Source organism: Pseudomonas chlororaphis subsp. piscium, assembly GCF_003850345.1.
GTDB lineage: Bacteria > Pseudomonadota > Gammaproteobacteria > Pseudomonadales > Pseudomonadaceae > Aquipseudomonas > Aquipseudomonas piscium.
This window is the reverse complement of sequence record NZ_CP027707.1, coordinates 2,245,287-2,262,643: the sequence shown is the minus strand read 5'-3', so window position 1 is coordinate 2,262,643 and position 17,357 is coordinate 2,245,287. Positions and strand designations below refer to the sequence as shown.

The 17,357-nt window shown below is 59.4% G+C and carries 22 protein-coding genes and 1 tRNA gene; 7 read left to right on the top strand and 16 right to left on the bottom strand.

The window, feature by feature from the left end:
• The first annotated feature begins 60 nt into the window (after positions 1-60).
• Complete coding sequence (locus C4K38_RS10375) at positions 61-273, top strand: hypothetical protein (RefSeq protein ID WP_009043057.1); 213 nt, start codon at positions 61-63, stop codon at positions 271-273.
• A gap of 34 nt (positions 274-307) precedes the next feature.
• Here the strand turns inward: C4K38_RS10375 and C4K38_RS10370 are convergent, their stop codons facing one another.
• From C4K38_RS10370 to C4K38_RS10335, 8 genes are all read right to left on the bottom strand, one after another.
• Positions 308-1,336, bottom strand: coding sequence for a nucleoside hydrolase (locus C4K38_RS10370; RefSeq protein WP_053278218.1), 1,029 nt, complete (start codon positions 1,334-1,336; stop codon positions 308-310).
• 40 nt (positions 1,337-1,376) lie between these two features.
• A complete protein-coding gene (gene rbsD / locus C4K38_RS10365; protein WP_053278217.1) occupies positions 1,377-1,781 on the bottom strand; it encodes a D-ribose pyranase in 405 nt (134 codons plus the stop codon).
• Positions 1,778-2,695, bottom strand: a complete 918-nt coding sequence (gene rbsK / locus C4K38_RS10360) for a ribokinase (RefSeq protein WP_053278216.1) — start codon at positions 2,693-2,695, stop codon at positions 1,778-1,780. The genes rbsD and rbsK overlap by 4 nt, the downstream gene beginning before the upstream one ends.
• A 23-nt stretch (positions 2,696-2,718) precedes the next feature.
• Entirely contained in the window at positions 2,719-3,738 is a 1,020-nt protein-coding gene (locus tag C4K38_RS10355) for a LacI family DNA-binding transcriptional regulator (RefSeq protein ID WP_053278215.1), read from the bottom strand.
• A gap of 3 nt (positions 3,739-3,741) precedes the next feature.
• Positions 3,742-4,719 carry an ABC transporter permease gene (locus C4K38_RS10350; protein WP_053278214.1) on the bottom strand — a complete coding sequence of 326 codons (978 nt, stop codon included), beginning with the start codon at positions 4,717-4,719 and terminating at the stop codon, positions 3,742-3,744.
• Complete coding sequence (locus C4K38_RS10345) at positions 4,716-6,269, bottom strand: sugar ABC transporter ATP-binding protein (protein ID WP_053278213.1); 1,554 nt, start codon at positions 6,267-6,269, stop codon at positions 4,716-4,718. Before C4K38_RS10345 ends, C4K38_RS10350 begins: the two co-directional genes overlap by 4 nt.
• A 57-nt stretch (positions 6,270-6,326) precedes the next feature.
• Positions 6,327-7,283 carry a sugar ABC transporter substrate-binding protein gene (locus C4K38_RS10340; RefSeq protein WP_053278212.1) on the bottom strand — a complete coding sequence of 319 codons (957 nt, stop codon included), beginning with the start codon at positions 7,281-7,283 and terminating at the stop codon, positions 6,327-6,329.
• Positions 7,284-7,532: 249 nt separating this feature from the next.
• The gene (locus C4K38_RS10335; RefSeq protein WP_053278211.1) at positions 7,533-7,982 is read right to left on the bottom strand and encodes a hypothetical protein; all 450 of its coding nucleotides are present in this window, start codon (positions 7,980-7,982) and stop codon (positions 7,533-7,535) included.
• Between the two features lie 323 nt (positions 7,983-8,305).
• Here C4K38_RS10335 and C4K38_RS10330 point away from each other — a divergent pair, with 323 nt between their 5' ends.
• The 3 genes from C4K38_RS10330 (at position 8,306) to C4K38_RS10320 (ending at position 10,564) form a co-directional block, all read left to right on the top strand.
• On the top strand, positions 8,306-9,394 hold the full coding sequence (locus C4K38_RS10330) for an asparaginase (RefSeq protein ID WP_053278210.1): 1,089 nt from the start codon (positions 8,306-8,308) through the stop codon (positions 9,392-9,394).
• Positions 9,395-9,597: 203 nt separating this feature from the next.
• On the top strand, positions 9,598-9,870 hold the full coding sequence (locus tag C4K38_RS10325; protein WP_053278209.1) for a DUF1654 domain-containing protein: 273 nt from the start codon (positions 9,598-9,600) through the stop codon (positions 9,868-9,870).
• Between the two features lie 4 nt (positions 9,871-9,874).
• The gene (locus tag C4K38_RS10320; RefSeq protein WP_053278208.1) at positions 9,875-10,564 is read left to right on the top strand and encodes an endonuclease; all 690 of its coding nucleotides are present in this window, start codon (positions 9,875-9,877) and stop codon (positions 10,562-10,564) included.
• Between the two features lie 123 nt (positions 10,565-10,687).
• Here C4K38_RS10320 and C4K38_RS10315 read toward each other — a convergent pair whose 3' ends face one another.
• The gene (locus C4K38_RS10315) at positions 10,688-11,044 is read right to left on the bottom strand and encodes a sporulation protein (protein WP_053278207.1); all 357 of its coding nucleotides are present in this window, start codon (positions 11,042-11,044) and stop codon (positions 10,688-10,690) included.
• A 267-nt stretch (positions 11,045-11,311) separates the two neighbouring features.
• On the opposite strand from C4K38_RS10315, the gene csrA reads away from it, so the two are divergent.
• Positions 11,312-11,506, top strand: a complete 195-nt coding sequence (gene csrA, locus C4K38_RS10310; protein ID WP_007920550.1) for a carbon storage regulator CsrA — start codon at positions 11,312-11,314, stop codon at positions 11,504-11,506.
• A 343-nt stretch (positions 11,507-11,849) separates the two neighbouring features.
• The gene (locus tag C4K38_RS10305; RefSeq protein WP_053278206.1) at positions 11,850-12,098 is read left to right on the top strand and encodes a hypothetical protein; all 249 of its coding nucleotides are present in this window, start codon (positions 11,850-11,852) and stop codon (positions 12,096-12,098) included.
• Positions 12,099-12,173: 75 nt separating this feature from the next.
• Here the strand turns inward: C4K38_RS10305 and C4K38_RS10300 are convergent, their stop codons facing one another.
• From C4K38_RS10300 to C4K38_RS10275, 6 genes are all read right to left on the bottom strand, one after another.
• Positions 12,174-12,635, bottom strand: coding sequence for a DUF2214 family protein (locus tag C4K38_RS10300; RefSeq protein ID WP_053278205.1), 462 nt, complete (start codon positions 12,633-12,635; stop codon positions 12,174-12,176).
• Between the two features lie 135 nt (positions 12,636-12,770).
• Positions 12,771-14,234: a carbohydrate-binding protein gene (locus C4K38_RS10295; protein WP_053278204.1), complete on the bottom strand. Its 1,464-nt coding sequence runs from the start codon at positions 14,232-14,234 to the stop codon at positions 12,771-12,773.
• Between the two features lie 46 nt (positions 14,235-14,280).
• Positions 14,281-14,910: a lytic polysaccharide monooxygenase auxiliary activity family 9 protein gene (locus C4K38_RS10290; protein ID WP_053278203.1), complete on the bottom strand. Its 630-nt coding sequence runs from the start codon at positions 14,908-14,910 to the stop codon at positions 14,281-14,283.
• Between the two features lie 326 nt (positions 14,911-15,236).
• The gene (locus C4K38_RS10285) at positions 15,237-15,587 is read right to left on the bottom strand and encodes a hypothetical protein (protein WP_053278346.1); all 351 of its coding nucleotides are present in this window, start codon (positions 15,585-15,587) and stop codon (positions 15,237-15,239) included.
• A 156-nt stretch (positions 15,588-15,743) separates the two neighbouring features.
• Positions 15,744-16,106, bottom strand: coding sequence for an NUDIX hydrolase (locus C4K38_RS10280; RefSeq protein WP_025804162.1), 363 nt, complete (start codon positions 16,104-16,106; stop codon positions 15,744-15,746).
• A 201-nt stretch (positions 16,107-16,307) separates the two neighbouring features.
• Positions 16,308-16,784 carry a DUF3757 domain-containing protein gene (locus C4K38_RS10275; protein ID WP_170181103.1) on the bottom strand — a complete coding sequence of 159 codons (477 nt, stop codon included), beginning with the start codon at positions 16,782-16,784 and terminating at the stop codon, positions 16,308-16,310.
• A 131-nt stretch (positions 16,785-16,915) separates the two neighbouring features.
• Between C4K38_RS10275 and C4K38_RS10270 the strand changes: the two genes are divergently transcribed.
• A complete protein-coding gene (locus C4K38_RS10270; protein WP_231998623.1) occupies positions 16,916-17,155 on the top strand; it encodes a tyrosine-type recombinase/integrase in 240 nt (79 codons plus the stop codon).
• Between the two features lie 108 nt (positions 17,156-17,263).
• Here C4K38_RS10270 and C4K38_RS10265 read toward each other — a convergent pair.
• A tRNA-Val gene (locus C4K38_RS10265) sits at positions 17,264-17,340 on the bottom strand.
• Between the last annotated feature and the right edge of the window lie 17 nt (positions 17,341-17,357).

Here is a 17,357-nt window from a genome sequence, read left to right as displayed (position 1 = left end):
ACCGGAAGCCCTCGACAAGCGCCTGTCCGGCCCGCCCATTTCCGAGCTTGCGAGACTTCCATGGCCACCGTGACGATCGACGCCGACATCAAAGCCAAATGGCCCGAAGGCCACTGTTCCTACAGCCCTGGCAGCCCCGAAGAGCTGGCGATCATCGGCATCGACTTACTGATCAGGGAGCTGGGCACCGAAGCGGCCCAGACGTTCATCGAGCAGATATTCGAGAAGTATCCCGGCGAGCACTCGGGCACGCCGGATACAGGGAAGGCGTAACGCCCGGCAGGCTGGCACCTGCCGGGAATGTTGCTTATTTCAGGCGAGCCAGGCGCTCGGTCAGCAGATCGAAGAAGCCCTGGGCATCGCCATTCTCCACCCAGAACACGTTCTTCTCCTGCTTCAGGCCGTCGTACCAATCGACGATGGTCTGGCCGAAGGTCGGACCTTCACGGCTGTCGATGACCATGTTGGCCTGGCGCCCGCTGAACAGCTCGGGCTTGAGCAGGTAGGCAACGACGGTCGCGTCATGCACCGGGCCACCCGGAATGCCGTAGTGCTCCATGTCACCCTTGACGTATTCGTTGAGGATATCCCCCACCACCTTGCTGGCATTGTTGTTCAAGGCCGCGATTTTCTGCAGGCGCGCATCGCTGGTCAGCACCTTGTGGGTGACGTCCAGCGGCAGGTAAGTCAGTTTCACACCGCTCTTGAGCACCACCTCGGCGGCCTGCGGGTCGGCGAACAGGTTGAACTCCGCCACCGGGGTGATATTGCCGCCATTGAAATGCGCCCCGCCCATGACCACCACTTCCTTGATGCCTTGGGTGATATCTGGTGCCTGGATCAGCGCCAGCGCCAGGTTGGTCTGCGGGCCCAGCATGGCGATGGTGATGCTGTGGGGCTTGGCGGCGCGCAGGGTGTCGATCAGGTAATTGATCGCGCTACCCTCGGCCAGGCCTTTTTTCGGCTCGTGCACCGTGACCCCGGAAATACCTTCCTTGCCATGAATGTTCTCGGCATAGATCGGCGTGCGCAGCAGCGGCTTCGGCGCTCCGGCGTACACCGGCACCTCCTCGCGCCCCGCCCACTCACGGGCCAGGCGCGCATTGCGCGAGGTCTTGTCCAGGCGCACGTTGCCGGCCACCGTGGTCAGCGCGCGAATATGCAGCTCTTCCGGCGACGCCAGGGCGAACAGCAACGCAACCACATCATCGGCACCCGGATCGGTATCGATGATCAGATCGATTTTTTCTGCCGCATGGGCGCTTGTAGCAGTGAACAGGGACACGAGCAGAACACTCCGGATCAGGTGTTTCAGTAGCTGAGCATAGCGGTGCATGGCGCACTCCTTTGCGTGATTAAACAGAGAGGGACAACGCTCAGAACGTCACCCCGGCAATCAAAGCGATGTTGCAATAAGGCTGGCACTCCCCGGTACGGACGATTGCCCGCGCCTGGCGGCTGAGCACCTTGAACTCATCGTGGCTCAACAGTTTGCGCGCACCCAGCGCGCCCTCGGCGCTCAGCGCCTCGAGCGCCTGCAGGGCCGAGGACTGCCGATCCAGGATCTCCCGAGCCAGTACATGGCCCTCCACCTGCATCTCGCAGAGCACCACCTGCAAGGTGCTGAGGAAATCCGGAATGCCCTGGGTCAGGGCCAGGTCGATCAACTCGACGCCCGGCGGCACAGGCAAACCAGCATCGCCGATGACCACGATATCGCCGTGCCCCAGGGAGGCAATCAGTCGCGACAGGGCGACATTGAGCAAGGGTGTTTTTTTCATGCGGGAGAGAACGCCTGTACGTCGGACAACGTGGGAATGGAAGGTTGCGCACCTGGCCGGGTCACCGACAGCGCCGCCGCGACCTGGCCGAAACGAATCGCCTCGGCCTCGCTCTTGCCGGCAGCCAGGGCCGCGGCAAAACCACCGACGAATGTATCGCCGGCGGCTGTGGTGTCGACCGCCTTGACCTTGGGCGCCGGGAAATGCTCGAAGCTCGTGCCATTGGCGAACAGCGAACCCTGGGACCCGAGCGTGATGATCACCTTACCGGCCCCGGCGGCGATCAGGCGGGCGGCCGCGGCTTCAGCGCTCGCCAGGGAGTCCACCGGCAAGCCACTGAGCGCCGCGGCCTCGCTTTCGTTGGGAATCAGATAATCGATGGACGCGTACCAGTCCGCCGGCAACGGGCTACTGGCCGGTGCCGGATTGAGGATCACTGTCTTGCCCAGCTCACGGCCACGCTTGAGGCTATGCCCCACCGTAGACAGCGGCACTTCGAGCTGGCAGATGATCACGTCGGCCGCCTGTAGCACCTTGTCGAAGCCACCGACCACTTCTGGCGTGAGCTGACCATTGCCACCGGCCACGATCACGATCGCGTTCTGGCTACTGTCGTCCACCACGATCAAGGCGACGCCACTGGAGCCCGCGACGGCGGTGACGGCCTGGCAATCGATCTGTTCGGCGAGCAACGCCAAGCGCAATTGCTCGCCGTAGGCATCATCACCGACGCAGCCGACCATCGACACCTGGGCGCCCAGGCGGGCTGCCGCCACCGCCTGGTTCGCCCCCTTGCCACCAGAAACCGTGGCGAACGATTGGCCGATCAGGGTTTCACCGGCACGTGGCAGCCGCTCGGCCCGGGTGACCAGGTCCATGTTGAGGCTGCCTACTACCACTACTTTTGCTGGCATACATCGATACTCATCAATTCGGTTCAACGGTACTCGGAGAATGCGCCGGCCACTGGCGCCGTCGACTCGCGCAGGACAATGCTTGGGGTGACGATCCGCTGGTCGGTCGCCAACCCAGGCGTGGCGATGCGGCGCAGCAACAGCTCCGCCGCCTGCTCGCCCAACTGCAGGATCGATTGGCCGACCGTGGTCAGCGCCGGATACACATAACGGCTCATCTGGATATCGTCGAAGCCGATCACCGACAGCTCGCTCGGCACCCGGATATTGCGCTCCGCCGCCGCTCGCAGCACACCGATACCCATCATGTCGTTGCCGGCAAAGATCGCGCTGGGCGGGTTGCGCTCCAGCAACTGGGCCGCCGCGTGATAACCGCCGGTGCTGGTGAAGTCGCTCTGCAGGATGCGCTCCGCCAGCACTTCCACACCGGCTTCGCGCAACGCCCGCTGGAACCCCGCCAGACGCAGCTGCGCCACGCTGGTGTAGTCCGGACCGCCGATGCAGGCGATATCACGATGGCCCAACTCGAGCAGATGACGGGTCGCCAGGTACGCGCCGTATTCGTGATCGATGCGCACTAGGTCCGCATCCACCCCTTCCAGCCCGCGGTCGACTATCACCATCGGCGTGCGTACCGCCGCCAGGCCCTTGGCCAGTCCACCGTCGCCACCAGCCGAGGTCACGATCAGGCCATCGATGCGTTTTTCCAGCAGCACTCGCAGGTAGCTGCGCTGTTTTTCCGGATCGTCGTCGGAGTTGCAGAGAATCACGCAGTAACCGTTGCGCTCGCAATAATCCTCGATCCCCCGGGCCAGCTCGGCGAAATACGGGTTGAGGCTGTTGGGCACCAACAGGCCGATGGTCGCCGTGGTCTTGGCCTTCAGCGAGCGCGCCACGGCGCTGGGCACGTAGTCGAGCTGCTGGATCGCCGCCTCGACCTTGATCCGCACCTCCTCGCTGACCGGGCGCGTCTTGTTCAGCACGTGGGAAACCGTGGTGTAGGAAATCCCCGCGAGGGCCGCCACATCTTTGATCGTTGCCATGACTCAGCTCCGCCGGCTTGCACGCTGGCTGCGATAAGTATCCAGCACCACCGCAATCACGATGACCGCGCCGGTAATGATGCGTTTGGTCGGCTCGGTCGCGCCGATCTGCGCCAGACCCGCGGCCAGCACCGAGATAATCAATACCCCGAAAAAGGTGCTGATCACCGACCCGCGTCCGCCCATCAGGCTGGTGCCGCCGATCACCACGGCCGCGATCACTTGCAGCTCCAGGCCGGAACCGGCATTCGGGTCCGCCGCCTCCAGGCGGGAAATCTGGAACAGCGCGGCGATGCCCGCCAGCAGCCCCATCAGGCTGAACACCAGGATCTTGTAGGGCTTGGGATTGATGCCCGCCAGGCGCACCGCTTCCTCGTTGGTGCCGATGCCGATCAGGTAACGGCCGAACACCGTGCGGGTCAGCACTGCCTGGGCGATGAAGATGATCAGCAAGGCGATGATGAACGACGGCGAGATGCCAAAGGCGATCGGGTTCGACAACCAGGCAAAGGCATCGCCGATATAGGCGGTGCGCGAGCCGGTCATCTGGTAAGCCACGCCGCGGGCCATTTCCAGCACGCCGAGGGAGACGATGAACGACGGAATGCGCCAGGCCACGGTGATCGAACCGGTGATGGTCCCGGCCAACGCCGCGCAGCCCATGCCCAGCAATGCCGCCGGGACCACGCTCCAGCCCCAGCCGAGAATCGCCACGCTGACGGTGGAGGCCGCCAGGGCCAGCACCGAACCCACGGACAGGTCGATACCACCGATGATCAGGACAAAGGTCATGCCCACCGCCAGCACCATCAGGTCCGGGATCTGGTTGGCCAGGGTGCTGAAGGTGTCGTAGGAAAGAAAATGGCTGCTCAATGTCGAGAACAGCGCAATCATTGCCAGCAAGGCACCGGCCAGCCCCAGGTAGGTGCCCAGGCCGTAGTAGTTGCCGCCACGTTTGCCGGCCGAAGATGCAGTTGTCATGGAAGATCCCTAGGCGCTGCTTCGTGGAGCAACGCATCACGTTTTTGATAGCCGGCGAAAGCGGCGGCAAGCAGTTCATCCTGGGTCCAGCTGTCGCGCTCGAAGGTATCGATCAGGCGCCCGGCGGACAGCACGCCAATACGGTCGCAGATCAGCATCAGCTCCCGCAGGTCGCTGGAGACCACTACCAGCGCCTTGCCCTGGCGGGTCAGCTCGCCGAGCAGGCCGTAGATATCGAACTTGGCGCCGACATCGATGCCTCGGGTCGGCTCGTCGAACAGCAGCACCGCGCAATCACGCTCCAGCCAGCGGCCGATGACCACCTTCTGCTGATTGCCTCCAGACAGTTCGGACACCAGTTGCGCCGGCCCCGAACTGCGAATGCGCATGGCATCGATCTGCCGCTGCGCCAGCGCCGATTCGTCACGGCCATTGACCAGGCCGCCACTGGAGATTTCCGGCATGTTGCCCAGGGCGATATTGGCGCTGATGGACTGCGTCAGCAGCAGGCCTTCGCCCTTGCGATCCTCGGTGATCAGGGCAATGCCGTGGGCCACCGCGTCGACCGGCGAACGGATATTTGCCACCTGCGCGGGAGAACCCAGGGCAACCGTGCCGCTGTCGGCCTTGTCGGCGCCGAAGATCAGTCGCAACAGTTCGGTGCGCCCGGCCCCGATCAACCCGGAAATACCGAAGATCTCGCCGCTGCGCACCTCGAAAGACACGTCCAGCACCTTGTCGGAACGGCTCAGGCCACTGACCGTCAGAGCCGGCGCGCCAATCTTGCGCGGGCCGAGATCGATGTGTTCGCCCAGCTCGCGCCCCACCATCAGGTTGACCAGTTGCTCGCTGTTGTAATTGGCCATCGGCTCGACGCAGACCAGGCAACCGTCGCGCAGCACCGCAATGCGCTGGGCAACCCGGGCCAGTTCTTCCAGGCGATGGGAGATGTAGATGATGGCTACGCCACGGGCTTGTAGACGGGTGATCTGCTCGAAGAGCAGCTCGACTTCGCGGGCCGTGAGCATCGCGGTCGGCTCGTCGAGGATCAGCACATGACAGTCGCCGATCAGGTTGCGCGCGATCTCCACCATCTGCTGGTGGCCAATCCCCAGTTCACCGACCAGGGTATCGGGGTCGATCGCCTCCAGGCCGACCTGGGCCATGGCTTCGATCGCCGCCTTGCGCAACTGTTTGCGATTGATCCAGCCACCGCGGCTGGGCAGGTTATCGAGAAACAGGTTCTCGGCCACCGACAGGGTCGGCAACAGGTTGAGCTCCTGCATGACCATACGGATACCCAGCTCTTCGGCCTGGGTACGACTGCCGGGGCGATAAGCCTGACCGTTGAAGCGCATCTCGCCGGTGGTCGGGGCCACCAGGCCACCGATGATTTTCGACAGGGTGCTTTTGCCCGCGCCGTTTTCCCCGGTCAGCGCCAGCACTTCCCCGCGCATCAGCGTCAGGTCGATGCCGGTCAATACCGGTTGCGCATAGGTCTTGCCGATACCGCTGACTGAAAGGACAGCGTTCACAGCGGAAACTGACATAAGAAACTCTCCATGCGCCCGCCTGCTCAGGCGGGCGCCGTTGCGCCGCCAGAACGATTACTGGGTGACCAGCTCAACCGGAGTTTCGATCACGCCATTGGCGCCGCCGTCCACCTTCTCGCCCTTGAGAATCTTCAGCGCCGTCTCGATACCGAAGACTGCTTGCTTGGCGGCGAACTGGTCGGCGGTCGCCAGCACGCGACCGTCCTTGAGCATCGGCTTGATGGCATTGATGTTGTCGTAGCCGACCACCTTGACCTTGCCTGTCTTGCCCGCCGCACGCACCGCCGAGACGGCACCGACGGCCATGCTGTCGTTACCGGCCAGCAGTGCCTTGAGGTTCGGGTATTCGCTGAGCATGGCGGCGGCGACACGGTTGCCGGCGTCGATTTCCCAATCACCGGATTGCAGCGAGACCACCTTGATCTGCGCGGCCTCCATCGCATCCTTGAAGCCTGCGGTGCGCTGCTGGGCGTTGGTGGTGGTCGATACGCCTTCGATGATGCCGACTTCGTCCCCGGCCTTCAGGTCCTTGGCCAGGTACTCGCCCACCAGGCGCGCACCCTTGCGGTTGTCGGGGCCGACAAAAGGCACGCTGATGTTTTTGCTCTTGAGTACCGCCGGGTCCAACTGGTTGTCGATGTTGATCACGGTGATACCGGCGTCCACCGCCTTCTTGATCACCGGCACCATGGCCTTGGAGTCCGCCGGGGCGATCACCAGCGCGTTGACCTTGGAAACGATCATCTGCTCGACGATACGGATCTGGTTGGCGGTGTCGGTTTCATCCTTGATGCCGTTGGAAACCAGGTCGAAATCGGCGGCATGGTCTTTTTGATAGGCCTTGGCGCCGTCTTCCATGGTGAGGAAGAATTCGTTGGCCAGGGATTTCATGACCAGGGCGACCTTGGGTTTTTCCGGGGTCTCGGCGAATGCCGAAGCGAGAGGAAGCGTAGCGGATGCGGCAGCCAGAACAGCGACAGCGAGAAGACGTCCAGCGAATGGCAGCTTCATGGGTTCACTCCGATCTTATGATTATTGTGAGCAACGCTTGCGCCGGAGTACGCTCGACGACCTTCAGACCCCGATGAACGTGGCTTGAAGCGAACCTGAGGCGCGTATGACTCTTATCGCCCAGGGCCTGCGCAAACGTTTGCGTAGAACGAACTATGCGAACCCTGTCGGGATTTGTCAACGGGAAGCCAAGCGCCGCGGAATGCCAGGGCAGGCACCCCGCCTTGCGCCAATCGGAACATCGGGCAATCAAGCGGTGGTACTGACCAGCCCACCCGATGCGGAGTCCTTGTTCAGTTCCTTGACCAGCTTCCCCGCCACTTCCTGTACCGCACCGTTGGTGGCGGCGATCTGGCCTTGAATCGCCATCACTACAGCCGCCTTGGCCTCAGGGGTCGGGTAACTCGCCGCCTGGGCAGCAGCCAACTGCTCCTGTTGTTCCTGCAATTGTTCCTGCAGTTCTTTCATGCGCTTGAGCAGCATTTTCACCACCAGGCTTTGAGTGTCCCCTTCGGAGCCTTGGGTCTCGGCCTTCTCGGCCTCGGCACCGGACGCTACCCCCTGCTTGCCGTCTTCATCCAGCCCCAGGGCTTGCGCAGCGTTATCGGCGGCGCCCTGGCTCAGGGTATCGATAGTGGCCGGCGATTTGCCATTGATGGTGATGGCCCCGGCAGCAGGAAAACCGACAGAAATAGACATGTGAGCTCCATAAGAAAACGATCCTTGAAGGGCATCGGCTGCAAGGACCAGCTCTTTAATTCAGAGTTTTCCTCATGACAATCAGAACTGTCGGACAACCGAACGCGAATCTTTCAACTATTCGGAAAACCGGACAGCAAAACGTCCGGCGCACCCGATAAATAAAAATAAATTGATATAAATCATTAAGTTAAAAGAGTTTTGCGGCCACAGTCCGGCTGGTACAGATCCTGCTCTTCCTTTTCGCCCGCGGCATTCAGATCTGTCTCGGGTGTATCTAGATGAACCTGCACCAGCACCGTCTCACTACTAGAGAGAAAATAATGAAATCTGCTTTCAACACCTTTGTTCCGGGCGCTTTGGCCCTCCTCTTGCTCCTTCCGACTGCATTGCAGGCCAAGGAAGTCGAAACCAAACAGAAGCTGGCCAACGTGGTCGTGCTCGCTACCGGCGGCACTATTGCCGGCGCCGGCGCCAGTGCCGCCAACAGCGCCACCTACCAGGCCGCCAAAGTCGGCATCGAGCAGTTGATCGCCGGGATCCCCGAGCTGAGCCAGGTCGCCAATGTGCGCGGCGAACAGGTCATGCAGATCGCCTCCGAGAGCATCAACAACGATAACCTGCTGCAACTGGGCCGCCGCGTCGCCGAACTGGCCGACAGCAAGGACGTCGATGGCATCGTCATCACCCACGGCACCGACACCCTGGAAGAAACCGCCTACTTCCTGAACCTAGTGGAAAAGACCGACAAACCTATCGTCGTGGTTGGCTCGATGCGTCCTGGCACCGCCATGTCCGCCGACGGCATGCTCAACCTGTACAACGCCGTCGCCGTGGCCGGTAGCAAGGAAGCCCATGGCAAGGGCGTACTGGTCACTATGAACGACGAGATCCAGTCGGGTCGCGACGTCAGCAAAATGATCAATATCAAGACCGAAGCCTTCAAGAGCCCATGGGGCCCGCTGGGCATGGTGGTGGAAGGCAAATCCTACTGGTTCCGCCTGCCAGCCAAGCGCCATACCACGGCTTCGGAATTCGACATCAAGAACATCAAGAGCCTGCCTGGCGTAGAAATCGCCTACGGCTACGGCAACGTCGGCGACACCGCCTACAAGGCCCTGGCCCAATCCGGCGCCAAAGCCATCATCCATGCCGGTACCGGCAACGGTTCGGTGTCTTCCCGCGTGGTGCCAGCCCTGCAAGAGCTGCGCAAAGAGGGCGTGCAGATCATTCGTTCGTCCCACGTCAACGCCGGCGGCTTCGTACTGCGTAACGCGGAACAGCCTGACGACAAATACGACTGGGTCGTGGCCAATGACCTGAACCCGCAGAAAGCCCGCATCCTGGCCATGGTCGCCCTGACCAAGACCCAGGACAGCAAGGAACTGCAGCGGATGTTCTGGGAGTACTGATTGCCCCGCCCGACCTACTCCGGTCGGGCACCGCTCTACCCCGCACTCGCCCGCCCGGGCGAGCGCTCCGCCTCAGTTGGCCGGCCCTGTTCTTGTCCCGCAGATAAAAAACTCAATCGTTTTGCAGTAATCCGCGGATATCGCTGTCAGAAGAACTTCTTGAATTTTAAGCGGTTGCGAAATTTCCTACAGTAAAATACTGTATGCGCATACAGCTTAATAAGGAATGTTCCGTGCCTGCCGCAGCAACTACCCCACCAAGCTCTTATGAACGCCTCGGTTTGCGCGTTCAGAAAATCATCAACTCGCCCAACGCGCAAAAAGCCAAAGCCGCCCTGATCTTCCGTCAGCCCGACGAAGCGGTCGATGAGTGGGAGCGCCTGCTCGAAGAAATCGCCGAAAACGACAACGTCACCCTCGCCTATCGCGATGACGGCGGTGTGCAGATTTTCTGGGTCGTGCCGAAGGAAGACTGAGTCGATGATTGTCCGCTGTTTTGCTGTACTGCTGTTTTGCGTTGCCCTGAATGCCCACGCCGAGGCGCCCCGTACCTTCAACGAAGCGAAGAAAATCGCCTGGAAGCTGTATGCCCCGCAATCCACCGAGTTCTACTGCGGCTGCAAGTACAGCGGCAATCGGGTCAACCTCGCTGCCTGCGGTTATGTACCACGCAAGAATGCCAATCGCGCCGCGCGCATCGAATGGGAACACATAGTTCCTGCCTGGCAGATCGGCCATCAGCGCCAATGCTGGCAGCAAGGCGGGCGCAAGAACTGCACACGCCACGACCCGATTTATCAACGCGCCGAAGCCGACCTGCACAACCTGGTGCCGAGCATCGGCGAGGTCAATGGCGACCGTAACAACTTCAGCTTCGGTTGGCTGCCGGCGCAGTCCGGCCAGTACGGCTCATGCCTGACCCAGGTCGACTTCAAGGCCAAGAAGGTCATGCCGCGCCCGTCCATTCGCGGCATGATCGCCCGGACTTACTTTTATATGAGCAAGCAGTACAACCTGCGCCTGTCGAAACAGGATCGCCAGTTGTACGAAGCCTGGAACAAGACCTATCCGGTACAACCCTGGGAGCGCCAGCGCAATCAGAGCGTGGCCTGTGTGATGGGGCGCGGCAACGAGTTCGTCGGCCCGGTCAACCTGAAGGCCTGCGGCTGATATCCGTCCAGGTTACCGATAAGCGTCTGGGGCATGGACAGCCCCTTCAAGATGACTGAGCGCCGGCAAGGCCGGTCGCTCAACACCCCGGCGACGGCCTGGCCCGGCACTCAGAAGAACGGCTTATTGCGCGACGCGGTGCTCGATCACCTGCGGCTCGATATTGCGCTTCTTGGCCTTGGTCAGCTTCTCGACCAGCTCGGCTTTCTTGGCTTCGGCTTCGGCCTGGGAATCGAACGGGCCGATCAGCACCCGATCCTTGCCGTCTTCGACGACGACATAGGAAATGATCCCGTGTTCGATCAGCCAGCCGGCCAGGTCGCTCGTCGCCTGAGGCAGGGTTCCAGCGACCAGCACATCCCATTGCGGCGTCGCGGCGGTCTGCGGCGGTTGTGCCTGGACGACCGGCGCCGCCTTCTTGTCGACCTCGACCTTCTTGCCCTCACCGCATCCCGCCAGTGCCAGAACCGCCATCATCATCGCTACTGTGCGCACAACCTACCCCTTGAAAGTCTGAGGCGGCGATTTTAGCACCCCAATCCCCTGCGCAAACGCCACAAAATCAGCGCAAAACAAGGAGAATGATATTTATCGCCTCTGTATAGTTGCACCTCGGGAATTAATACCGCGTCTACGCGTCAGAAAGAGGCACCCACACAGTGGTACTTCGCAGTAATCTATACGCACTACTACCGACATCTGCACTGTCTGAATCAGGTGCCCTACAAAGCAATCAAGGAGAAGATCATGCTGATACTCACCCGCAAAGTCGGTGAAAGCATAAATATCGGTGACGACATCACGATCACCATTCTGGGCGTTAGCGGCCAGCAGGTCCGGATTGGCATCAATGCCCCGAAAGACGTTGCAGTCCATCGCGAAGAAATCTACCAACGGATCCAAGCCGGCCTCACCGCCCCGGACAAACGCGAAACACCTTGAGCGTCATGAGCGGCCAGCCCTTTGTCTTACCGCAATGGCTGGCGCAGCGTCGTCGTTGATTGATTCCCCCCGCAGTACACTCCCTCTTCAAATGGTAGCGGCGCAGTTAAGGCCGCCACCGCCAGCCCCGGCAAAGTGCATTACCCAAGCCCGCCACCGATAGCGCTCCATCCCGGCAATCCGTCGATACGACTCGCCGGGAGAAGGCCTTCCCTCGTGTTTGTATAAATACTCAGTAGCGTGGCAACGAGCAGGAGGAGTAATTTCAGGACCTACCGCCTCCGCGAGCCTGCCGAGGCTCCCCCTTGCCACCGGCAGACGCTTTACGAACAAGGAGCGGTCAATGCAAGAGTTCGCTTACCTTCTGATCACCAACGACCTGAATGCGATGCGGACCATTGCCGCCTGCTCGACGGAGGGGCTCTACGAAGTCAAACGCGGAATATTCACCTTCCGCTCCCAGGCCAATGTCGACTACCTGCACCGCGCGCTGGCCATCGTCAGTGACGAGTTCGGCATCATTCCGGTGCAGCAAGCCGAGTTCAAAACCAGTCGGGCCACCATCAGCAAGGCTTTCAGCCAACTCTGCTAGAGAATGCCGTGCTCGATGCCGCGCAACAGCCCGCATCGAGCCCGAGAACGCTCGACTCGTCGCTCTTTCCTCGACTCATGACTGGCTGAACATGACCCCACGCGCCATGCCGCTGGCCGCTACCACCATCAGCACAATCAGCAGCGCCTGCAGGTGGCTGATGCGCGCAAACAGCGTGGCGCGGCCGGTATCGATCGAGGCGCCACGCCCCAGGGCGATTCGCCATTTGATCAACGCCACCATCGGCAATATTTCGAGCAACAGGATGATGACGAACAGAGTCATCTTGATGTGAAACAGCGGCTGGTGCAGGTAGTAATCCGTGCCTTTTTCGTAGCCAGCGAAGGCGCGCAGCAAGCCGGTGATCAACAACACCGCGGCGGCCAACCCCCAGCCGTTGTCGGCCAGCAGAGCCCGGCGCACGTCCGCCCCCTCGGTGACCACGCGGCGCAACGCCGTACCGCGATTGAGCACCGCCGCAAACGCGACAGCAAAGGCCAACAGGTGTACGGCGGCAAGAAACCAGTGCATGAGCATCGCTCCACTCTCCATTGACGGATGACAAAAAAACGGTCTGTGAGTATTAGCCCATAACCCGCAGCTTTGCCTTGCCCGGCACACAACAAAAAAGCGCCCGTCATCGGGGCGCCTTTGTACTGCTTCTACCCGCGTTCACGCACGACGCTGAACCGCCACCTTGGCCCAAAGGGTAAAGGCGACATCCGGAGTCCAGCCGGCATTCGAGGTGTGCTCCTGGAAGCACAGATACAGACTGCCCTGGTAGGTCACACCATCATCTTTTCGGTAGTGATGATTCAACTGCCATTCCGGGTATTGCGGGTCAGGTACCCCGCCGGCGGTCTTGATGCTCAGGCTGGTACTCGGCAGCGACTGATTACCCTGGGCATCCGTGGCGCTGACAAAGTAGCTGTACAGCGTATCGGTTTTCAGCCCTTCGTCCTTCAAAGTCAGCGAGGCCGTCTGGGCCACCGGCTTGCCATCGCGGAACAGGGTGTAGAACTCGATCGGACGAACGCCGTGGGCAGCACTCCAGCTCAAGGTCACGCTGTTTTCCGTCTGCGCCGGAGAAAACAGGCTGCCCGGCGCCGAAGGTCGCTCCTCGCCACTGCCGCCATGGATCAGCGGTGCATAACGATCACGGAACTCCCAGTTGTAACGGACGCCGTACTTGTTGAGGCCATCATCCCAGTTGACCGACCAGGTCATCAGCCCCTTGATCGGCAATCCGGCACGATCCAGACGCTTGAAAGCATTGCTCACCGCCGCGGGGTCAATGACATACCCGGTCGCCGCCGCGTCGACGTTGGCCGGCAGACCGATCACGAACTTGTCGGCAGGGATGGCGATATAACCACGAGTACCGGTGACCAGGCTCTCAGTCAGATAAAACAGAAAGTCTTCCTTCAGCGCGTCGTTGTTCTGGGCAATCCAGGCACCCTGCCCGCCGTTGGCTTCCTGGACCCACAAACCGTCGCCGCCCTGGTTGTAATACTGCGGCGCGATGAAATCGTAGTAGCCATCCAGCGCCTGGATGTAACCAACATACTTGCCGCCGGTGATCAGGTAGGGAAACTCCGGCGCCATGCTGATGATGAAATGCTTGCCCTCGCCTGCGTAGTGATCCTTCACCAGCTTGAGCGCCGCCGGCAGCACGGTCTTGTTGTCGGCAAAATCGATGGCGCTCTGCTCGAGGTCGATGTCCAGCCCGTCGAAACCATAGGTTTCCACCAGACGAATGATTTCGTTGGCCAGCGCTTGCTCGTTGCCCTTGTGCAACTCGATATGAGCATCCGCACCGCCAAGGGAAATCAACACCGCCCGCCCCTGGCTGTTGAGCACGCCAACCTGGCGTCGGAACTCCTCGTCCGACAGGTTGTAGGGCTTGAAGGTGGGAATGCCATTGCCCTTCATGAAGGCCACCGCCACCACGTTGTATTCCTTGGGTACATTCACTAGGTCGAGGTTGGCGAACTGCCCCTGCTGGTAGCCGTCACTGGGGCCTGCCGGCCAGTTGTGCCAGAAGCCCATGAGAATCTTCTTGCCAGCAATCGACGGCATCAACGATGCCGAATCATTAGCCTGGGTCTTTACCGATGCAAAGTTGATCTTGTTCACGTTCTAATCCTTCAGAACCATTTAAAGAGAATGACAACTTCTATTGTTATTTGAAGTCGACGTCGAACGCCTGATAGAACGCATTGCCGGTGTTGGCGACAATCCACGCCAGAACAATCACGTGATGGCCTCTCTTGTTCTTGGGCAGGGTTACTTGATGCTCGACCTTGGCCTTCATTTCATCGCCGTGCTGGTCATACGGAACTTGTGTGTAGAAGTCCTTGAAGAAAGCCTGCGGCTCCAGTTGCGCGCGGCTGATGCGCTGTTTCGGGTCCCAGCCATCCTTGGTGATGAACCAGCTGTAACCACGGGTCACATGAGGAGCGGTGTACTCCCACTTGACCTGGAACACCTGCCCCGGATCGACGTTGAGCAACGGCCAGGAGAACGAACGCCCAAGCTTCTTCGACATTTCTTCATTAGTGAAATTGAGGCAATCACGCTCATCGGTCTTGCCGCCGCTGAGGATATGCCCATCAGCAGGTGGCACAACGCTGGCGACGTCACTCTCGTAAGGTGTCTGGAAAGGTCCGCCCACCAGGGCCGGGAAGTTTTTGCCACCTTCCATCTCATTGACCTGCCAGGTGCCCAGCAGCCCCAGCTCGACGGCGACAGCACCACGACTGGATGGAGATACGACACGGCCGTGTTTCGGTTGAACTAATGGTTTATTCATGAACTCTCACTCCTTTGATTAAATAAAACTCCTTCTTGAGGAGAGCTTTTAAACTAGTCCAAACCAGTGTTTTGTCTACTGATTCCCGCACACAAAATGCCGAGCCAATTGTCACACCTCAACAAAGCCGGGATATCAAGAAAACAATTACAGCGCAAACCTACAGAGAGAAAGGCAAATAACTTACACAAGCAAATAAAAGAACAAACCCAACTAGTTTTGCACTAACTAATCGTTCAGGACAACCAATGGACATCCCCAAGAAAACATAAACCCGGCAAAAGCCGGGCTCATGATCTGTTTGCTGGACAATATTCAGAAAGGAATTACAGGCAAGTCGCCAACGCTGCCAGTCTACGCTTGGCAACCCAGTTGTCCTGGGTCGCGTAATAATTGACGGTGGCACCCGAAGCCTGTCCCCGAATATCGGCAAAGGACTCCGCCGAACGGGTGTAGACCGTATATCCACCCACCTTGGCAGACTCCAGATAGGCCGACGCATCCACACCGAACACAGCTTCGTCCTGCCAGGCAAACTGCACGCACTGCGCCACGAGTTGCTCCGCCTTGGCCGACGAGAGCACCTTGTAGGGGCTCTTCGAACGCGCCTCATTCATCGCCGAACCGGCACATCCCGCCAGCAACGCCGCGACCATTACCGCCATCAACACCCGCATCATGCTACCTCGCCGTGAAAACGCGACTGTACCACTCACAGGGTAAACAATTGGCTCTCGGCCGTGAGAAAACCGCTCGCAGGCCATTTCGCCCACTGGCCAGAAAAACAAAAGCCTGCGCAAGGCGGGCTTCTTCATGAATCGATAACACCTCGGTTACAGGCGGCGTAAAAACGAACTCACGATACTCTTGGTGGCGGCCGTTGCATCCAGCTCGCTGGCAGCCCCATAGGCATGCCAAGCGATGGCCGCAATTTCATTCAAGGGACGGGCATCCCCGGCATTGGCCACGGCAACCTCGAACACGTGATGCCGCACATTGCCAGCTTCGAACTCCAGGATGTAAAGAGGCTCGCTGGCATCCAACCCTGTCTCTTCCCGCAACTCACGTATCGCGGCGGCAGCGAGAGACTCCCCAGGCTCGACCTTGCCACCCGGTAAAGACCATTTGGAGCGATCCTTGCGAACAAAAAGAATGTGCCCTCCATGTGCACAAATAACCGTCGCTCTGCTCTTCATACCTGCACCCTACCCGACCACACCCTGTCCGCATCGCACAGGGAACATACATACAGACCGCAATTGACTTAAAAATGTCACAAAAATGTCACGAAATGCATAAGCATTAAGGATGCCAAAAAGACAACGGCATAGCCTGGAGGGAGGAAGCATGTCGGCGACTCGAAGAACGGCAAAGCCTATCCACGCAAACAGAGATATTTATCTCAAGTAAAAACTGCACGCATCTCTATAGGTATCAGTGCACTCCAGGATCGTTGATGAGGAAAAGTCCCGAGACTCTTTCCATGATAACGAATTTCCAATCCACATGACCTGTTTGTAATTACCGCCGAGATCAAGGTGCATCTTCAAATACCTACCACCAGAGGTCACATAGATACAGTTATTTATAAAACCAACTTTATCGACACCTTGGTGAGTCAATACAAAATAGCTTTTCTCAAAGTTGGTAACAGCTTCCATGGCGCCATCAACCAACACACCTACCCACTCAGCGCCCTCACTCTTAGCTGGCGCGCTAAAAACCCCCATCTCGCCCTTGATATCTCGTGGTGAAGGGCATGATTCCTGGTCACCCGACCAGTCAGGGATATTGAAGTAATTGCTACCAGGCGCGGCATGCACGAATGTAAATAGCGGTGAACACAGTAACACCCAACCCAACAATCTAAACACACTCCATTCCCTCGTAAATATCAGAAGGAAGGTTCTAACAGTCAGAATAATTTTAGGATGTAGGACGATTCCTAAAGTATTAGGTTTTTCTCTTAAGAGCAGCAGTCTCTACGCCGACGCACTTGGCCTTGGTGGCCAGCAGTAACAGGGATGCTGCGCATGCGTATGACCACATTCCCACTGGTGAGCGCCCTGCTTTTCATGAGATTCGCGCCTTGGGCGCATGGCTGTACGAACAGCAGAAATTCCCACAGGAATATATTCAAGCCCTGATGGGGCATGCCGACGAGAAGATGACGAAACACTATCAGGAGGGGCACACCGAAAAAGAGATCGTGTACCTGGAGGTGGGTGCCGATTTGGCCTTTTGAGTGGGGGTTTTGCAAAAGTTTTGCAAAGGCTTTGAAAACCGCAGACAACAAAAAAGGGCCCACCTTTCGGTGAGCCCTTCTAGACCGCCCAGCAGAGCGGATTTTGTTTGGTAGGCGCGATTGGACTCGAACCAACGACCCCCACCATGTCAAGGTGGTGCTCTAACCAACTGAGCTACGTGCCTGCTGTGAGGCGGCATTC

Bases quoted from the DNA above. Each gene is read 5' to 3' on its own strand.
- rbsK (WP_053278216.1), bottom strand. From the start codon at position 2,695: ATGCCAGCAAAAGTAGTGGTAGTAGGCAGCCTCAACATGGACCTGGTC.
- C4K38_RS10320 (WP_053278208.1), top strand. From the start codon at position 9,875: ATGATTGTCCGCTGTTTTGCTGTACTGCTGTTTTGCGTTGCCCTGAAT.
- C4K38_RS10355 (WP_053278215.1), bottom strand. From the start codon at position 3,738: ATGGCAACGATCAAAGATGTGGCGGCCCTCGCGGGGATTTCCTACACC.
- C4K38_RS10335 (WP_053278211.1), bottom strand. From the start codon at position 7,982: ATGTCTATTTCTGTCGGTTTTCCTGCTGCCGGGGCCATCACCATCAAT.
- rbsD (WP_053278217.1), bottom strand. From the start codon at position 1,781: ATGAAAAAAACACCCTTGCTCAATGTCGCCCTGTCGCGACTGATTGCC.
- C4K38_RS10375 (WP_009043057.1), top strand. From the start codon at position 61: ATGGCCACCGTGACGATCGACGCCGACATCAAAGCCAAATGGCCCGAA.
- C4K38_RS10305 (WP_053278206.1), top strand. From the start codon at position 11,850: ATGCAAGAGTTCGCTTACCTTCTGATCACCAACGACCTGAATGCGATG.
- C4K38_RS10370 (WP_053278218.1), bottom strand. From the start codon at position 1,336: ATGCACCGCTATGCTCAGCTACTGAAACACCTGATCCGGAGTGTTCTG.
- C4K38_RS10315 (WP_053278207.1), bottom strand. From the start codon at position 11,044: ATGATGATGGCGGTTCTGGCACTGGCGGGATGCGGTGAGGGCAAGAAG.
- C4K38_RS10345 (WP_053278213.1), bottom strand. From the start codon at position 6,269: ATGTCAGTTTCCGCTGTGAACGCTGTCCTTTCAGTCAGCGGTATCGGC.
- C4K38_RS10330 (WP_053278210.1), top strand. From the start codon at position 8,306: ATGAAATCTGCTTTCAACACCTTTGTTCCGGGCGCTTTGGCCCTCCTC.
- C4K38_RS10340 (WP_053278212.1), bottom strand. From the start codon at position 7,283: ATGAAGCTGCCATTCGCTGGACGTCTTCTCGCTGTCGCTGTTCTGGCT.
- C4K38_RS10285 (WP_053278346.1), bottom strand. From the start codon at position 15,587: ATGCGGGTGTTGATGGCGGTAATGGTCGCGGCGTTGCTGGCGGGATGT.
- csrA (WP_007920550.1), top strand. From the start codon at position 11,312: ATGCTGATACTCACCCGCAAAGTCGGTGAAAGCATAAATATCGGTGAC.
- C4K38_RS10290 (WP_053278203.1), bottom strand. From the start codon at position 14,910: ATGAATAAACCATTAGTTCAACCGAAACACGGCCGTGTCGTATCTCCA.
- C4K38_RS10325 (WP_053278209.1), top strand. From the start codon at position 9,598: ATGCGCATACAGCTTAATAAGGAATGTTCCGTGCCTGCCGCAGCAACT.
- C4K38_RS10280 (WP_025804162.1), bottom strand. From the start codon at position 16,106: ATGAAGAGCAGAGCGACGGTTATTTGTGCACATGGAGGGCACATTCTT.
- C4K38_RS10350 (WP_053278214.1), bottom strand. From the start codon at position 4,719: ATGACAACTGCATCTTCGGCCGGCAAACGTGGCGGCAACTACTACGGC.
- C4K38_RS10300 (WP_053278205.1), bottom strand. From the start codon at position 12,635: ATGCTCATGCACTGGTTTCTTGCCGCCGTACACCTGTTGGCCTTTGCT.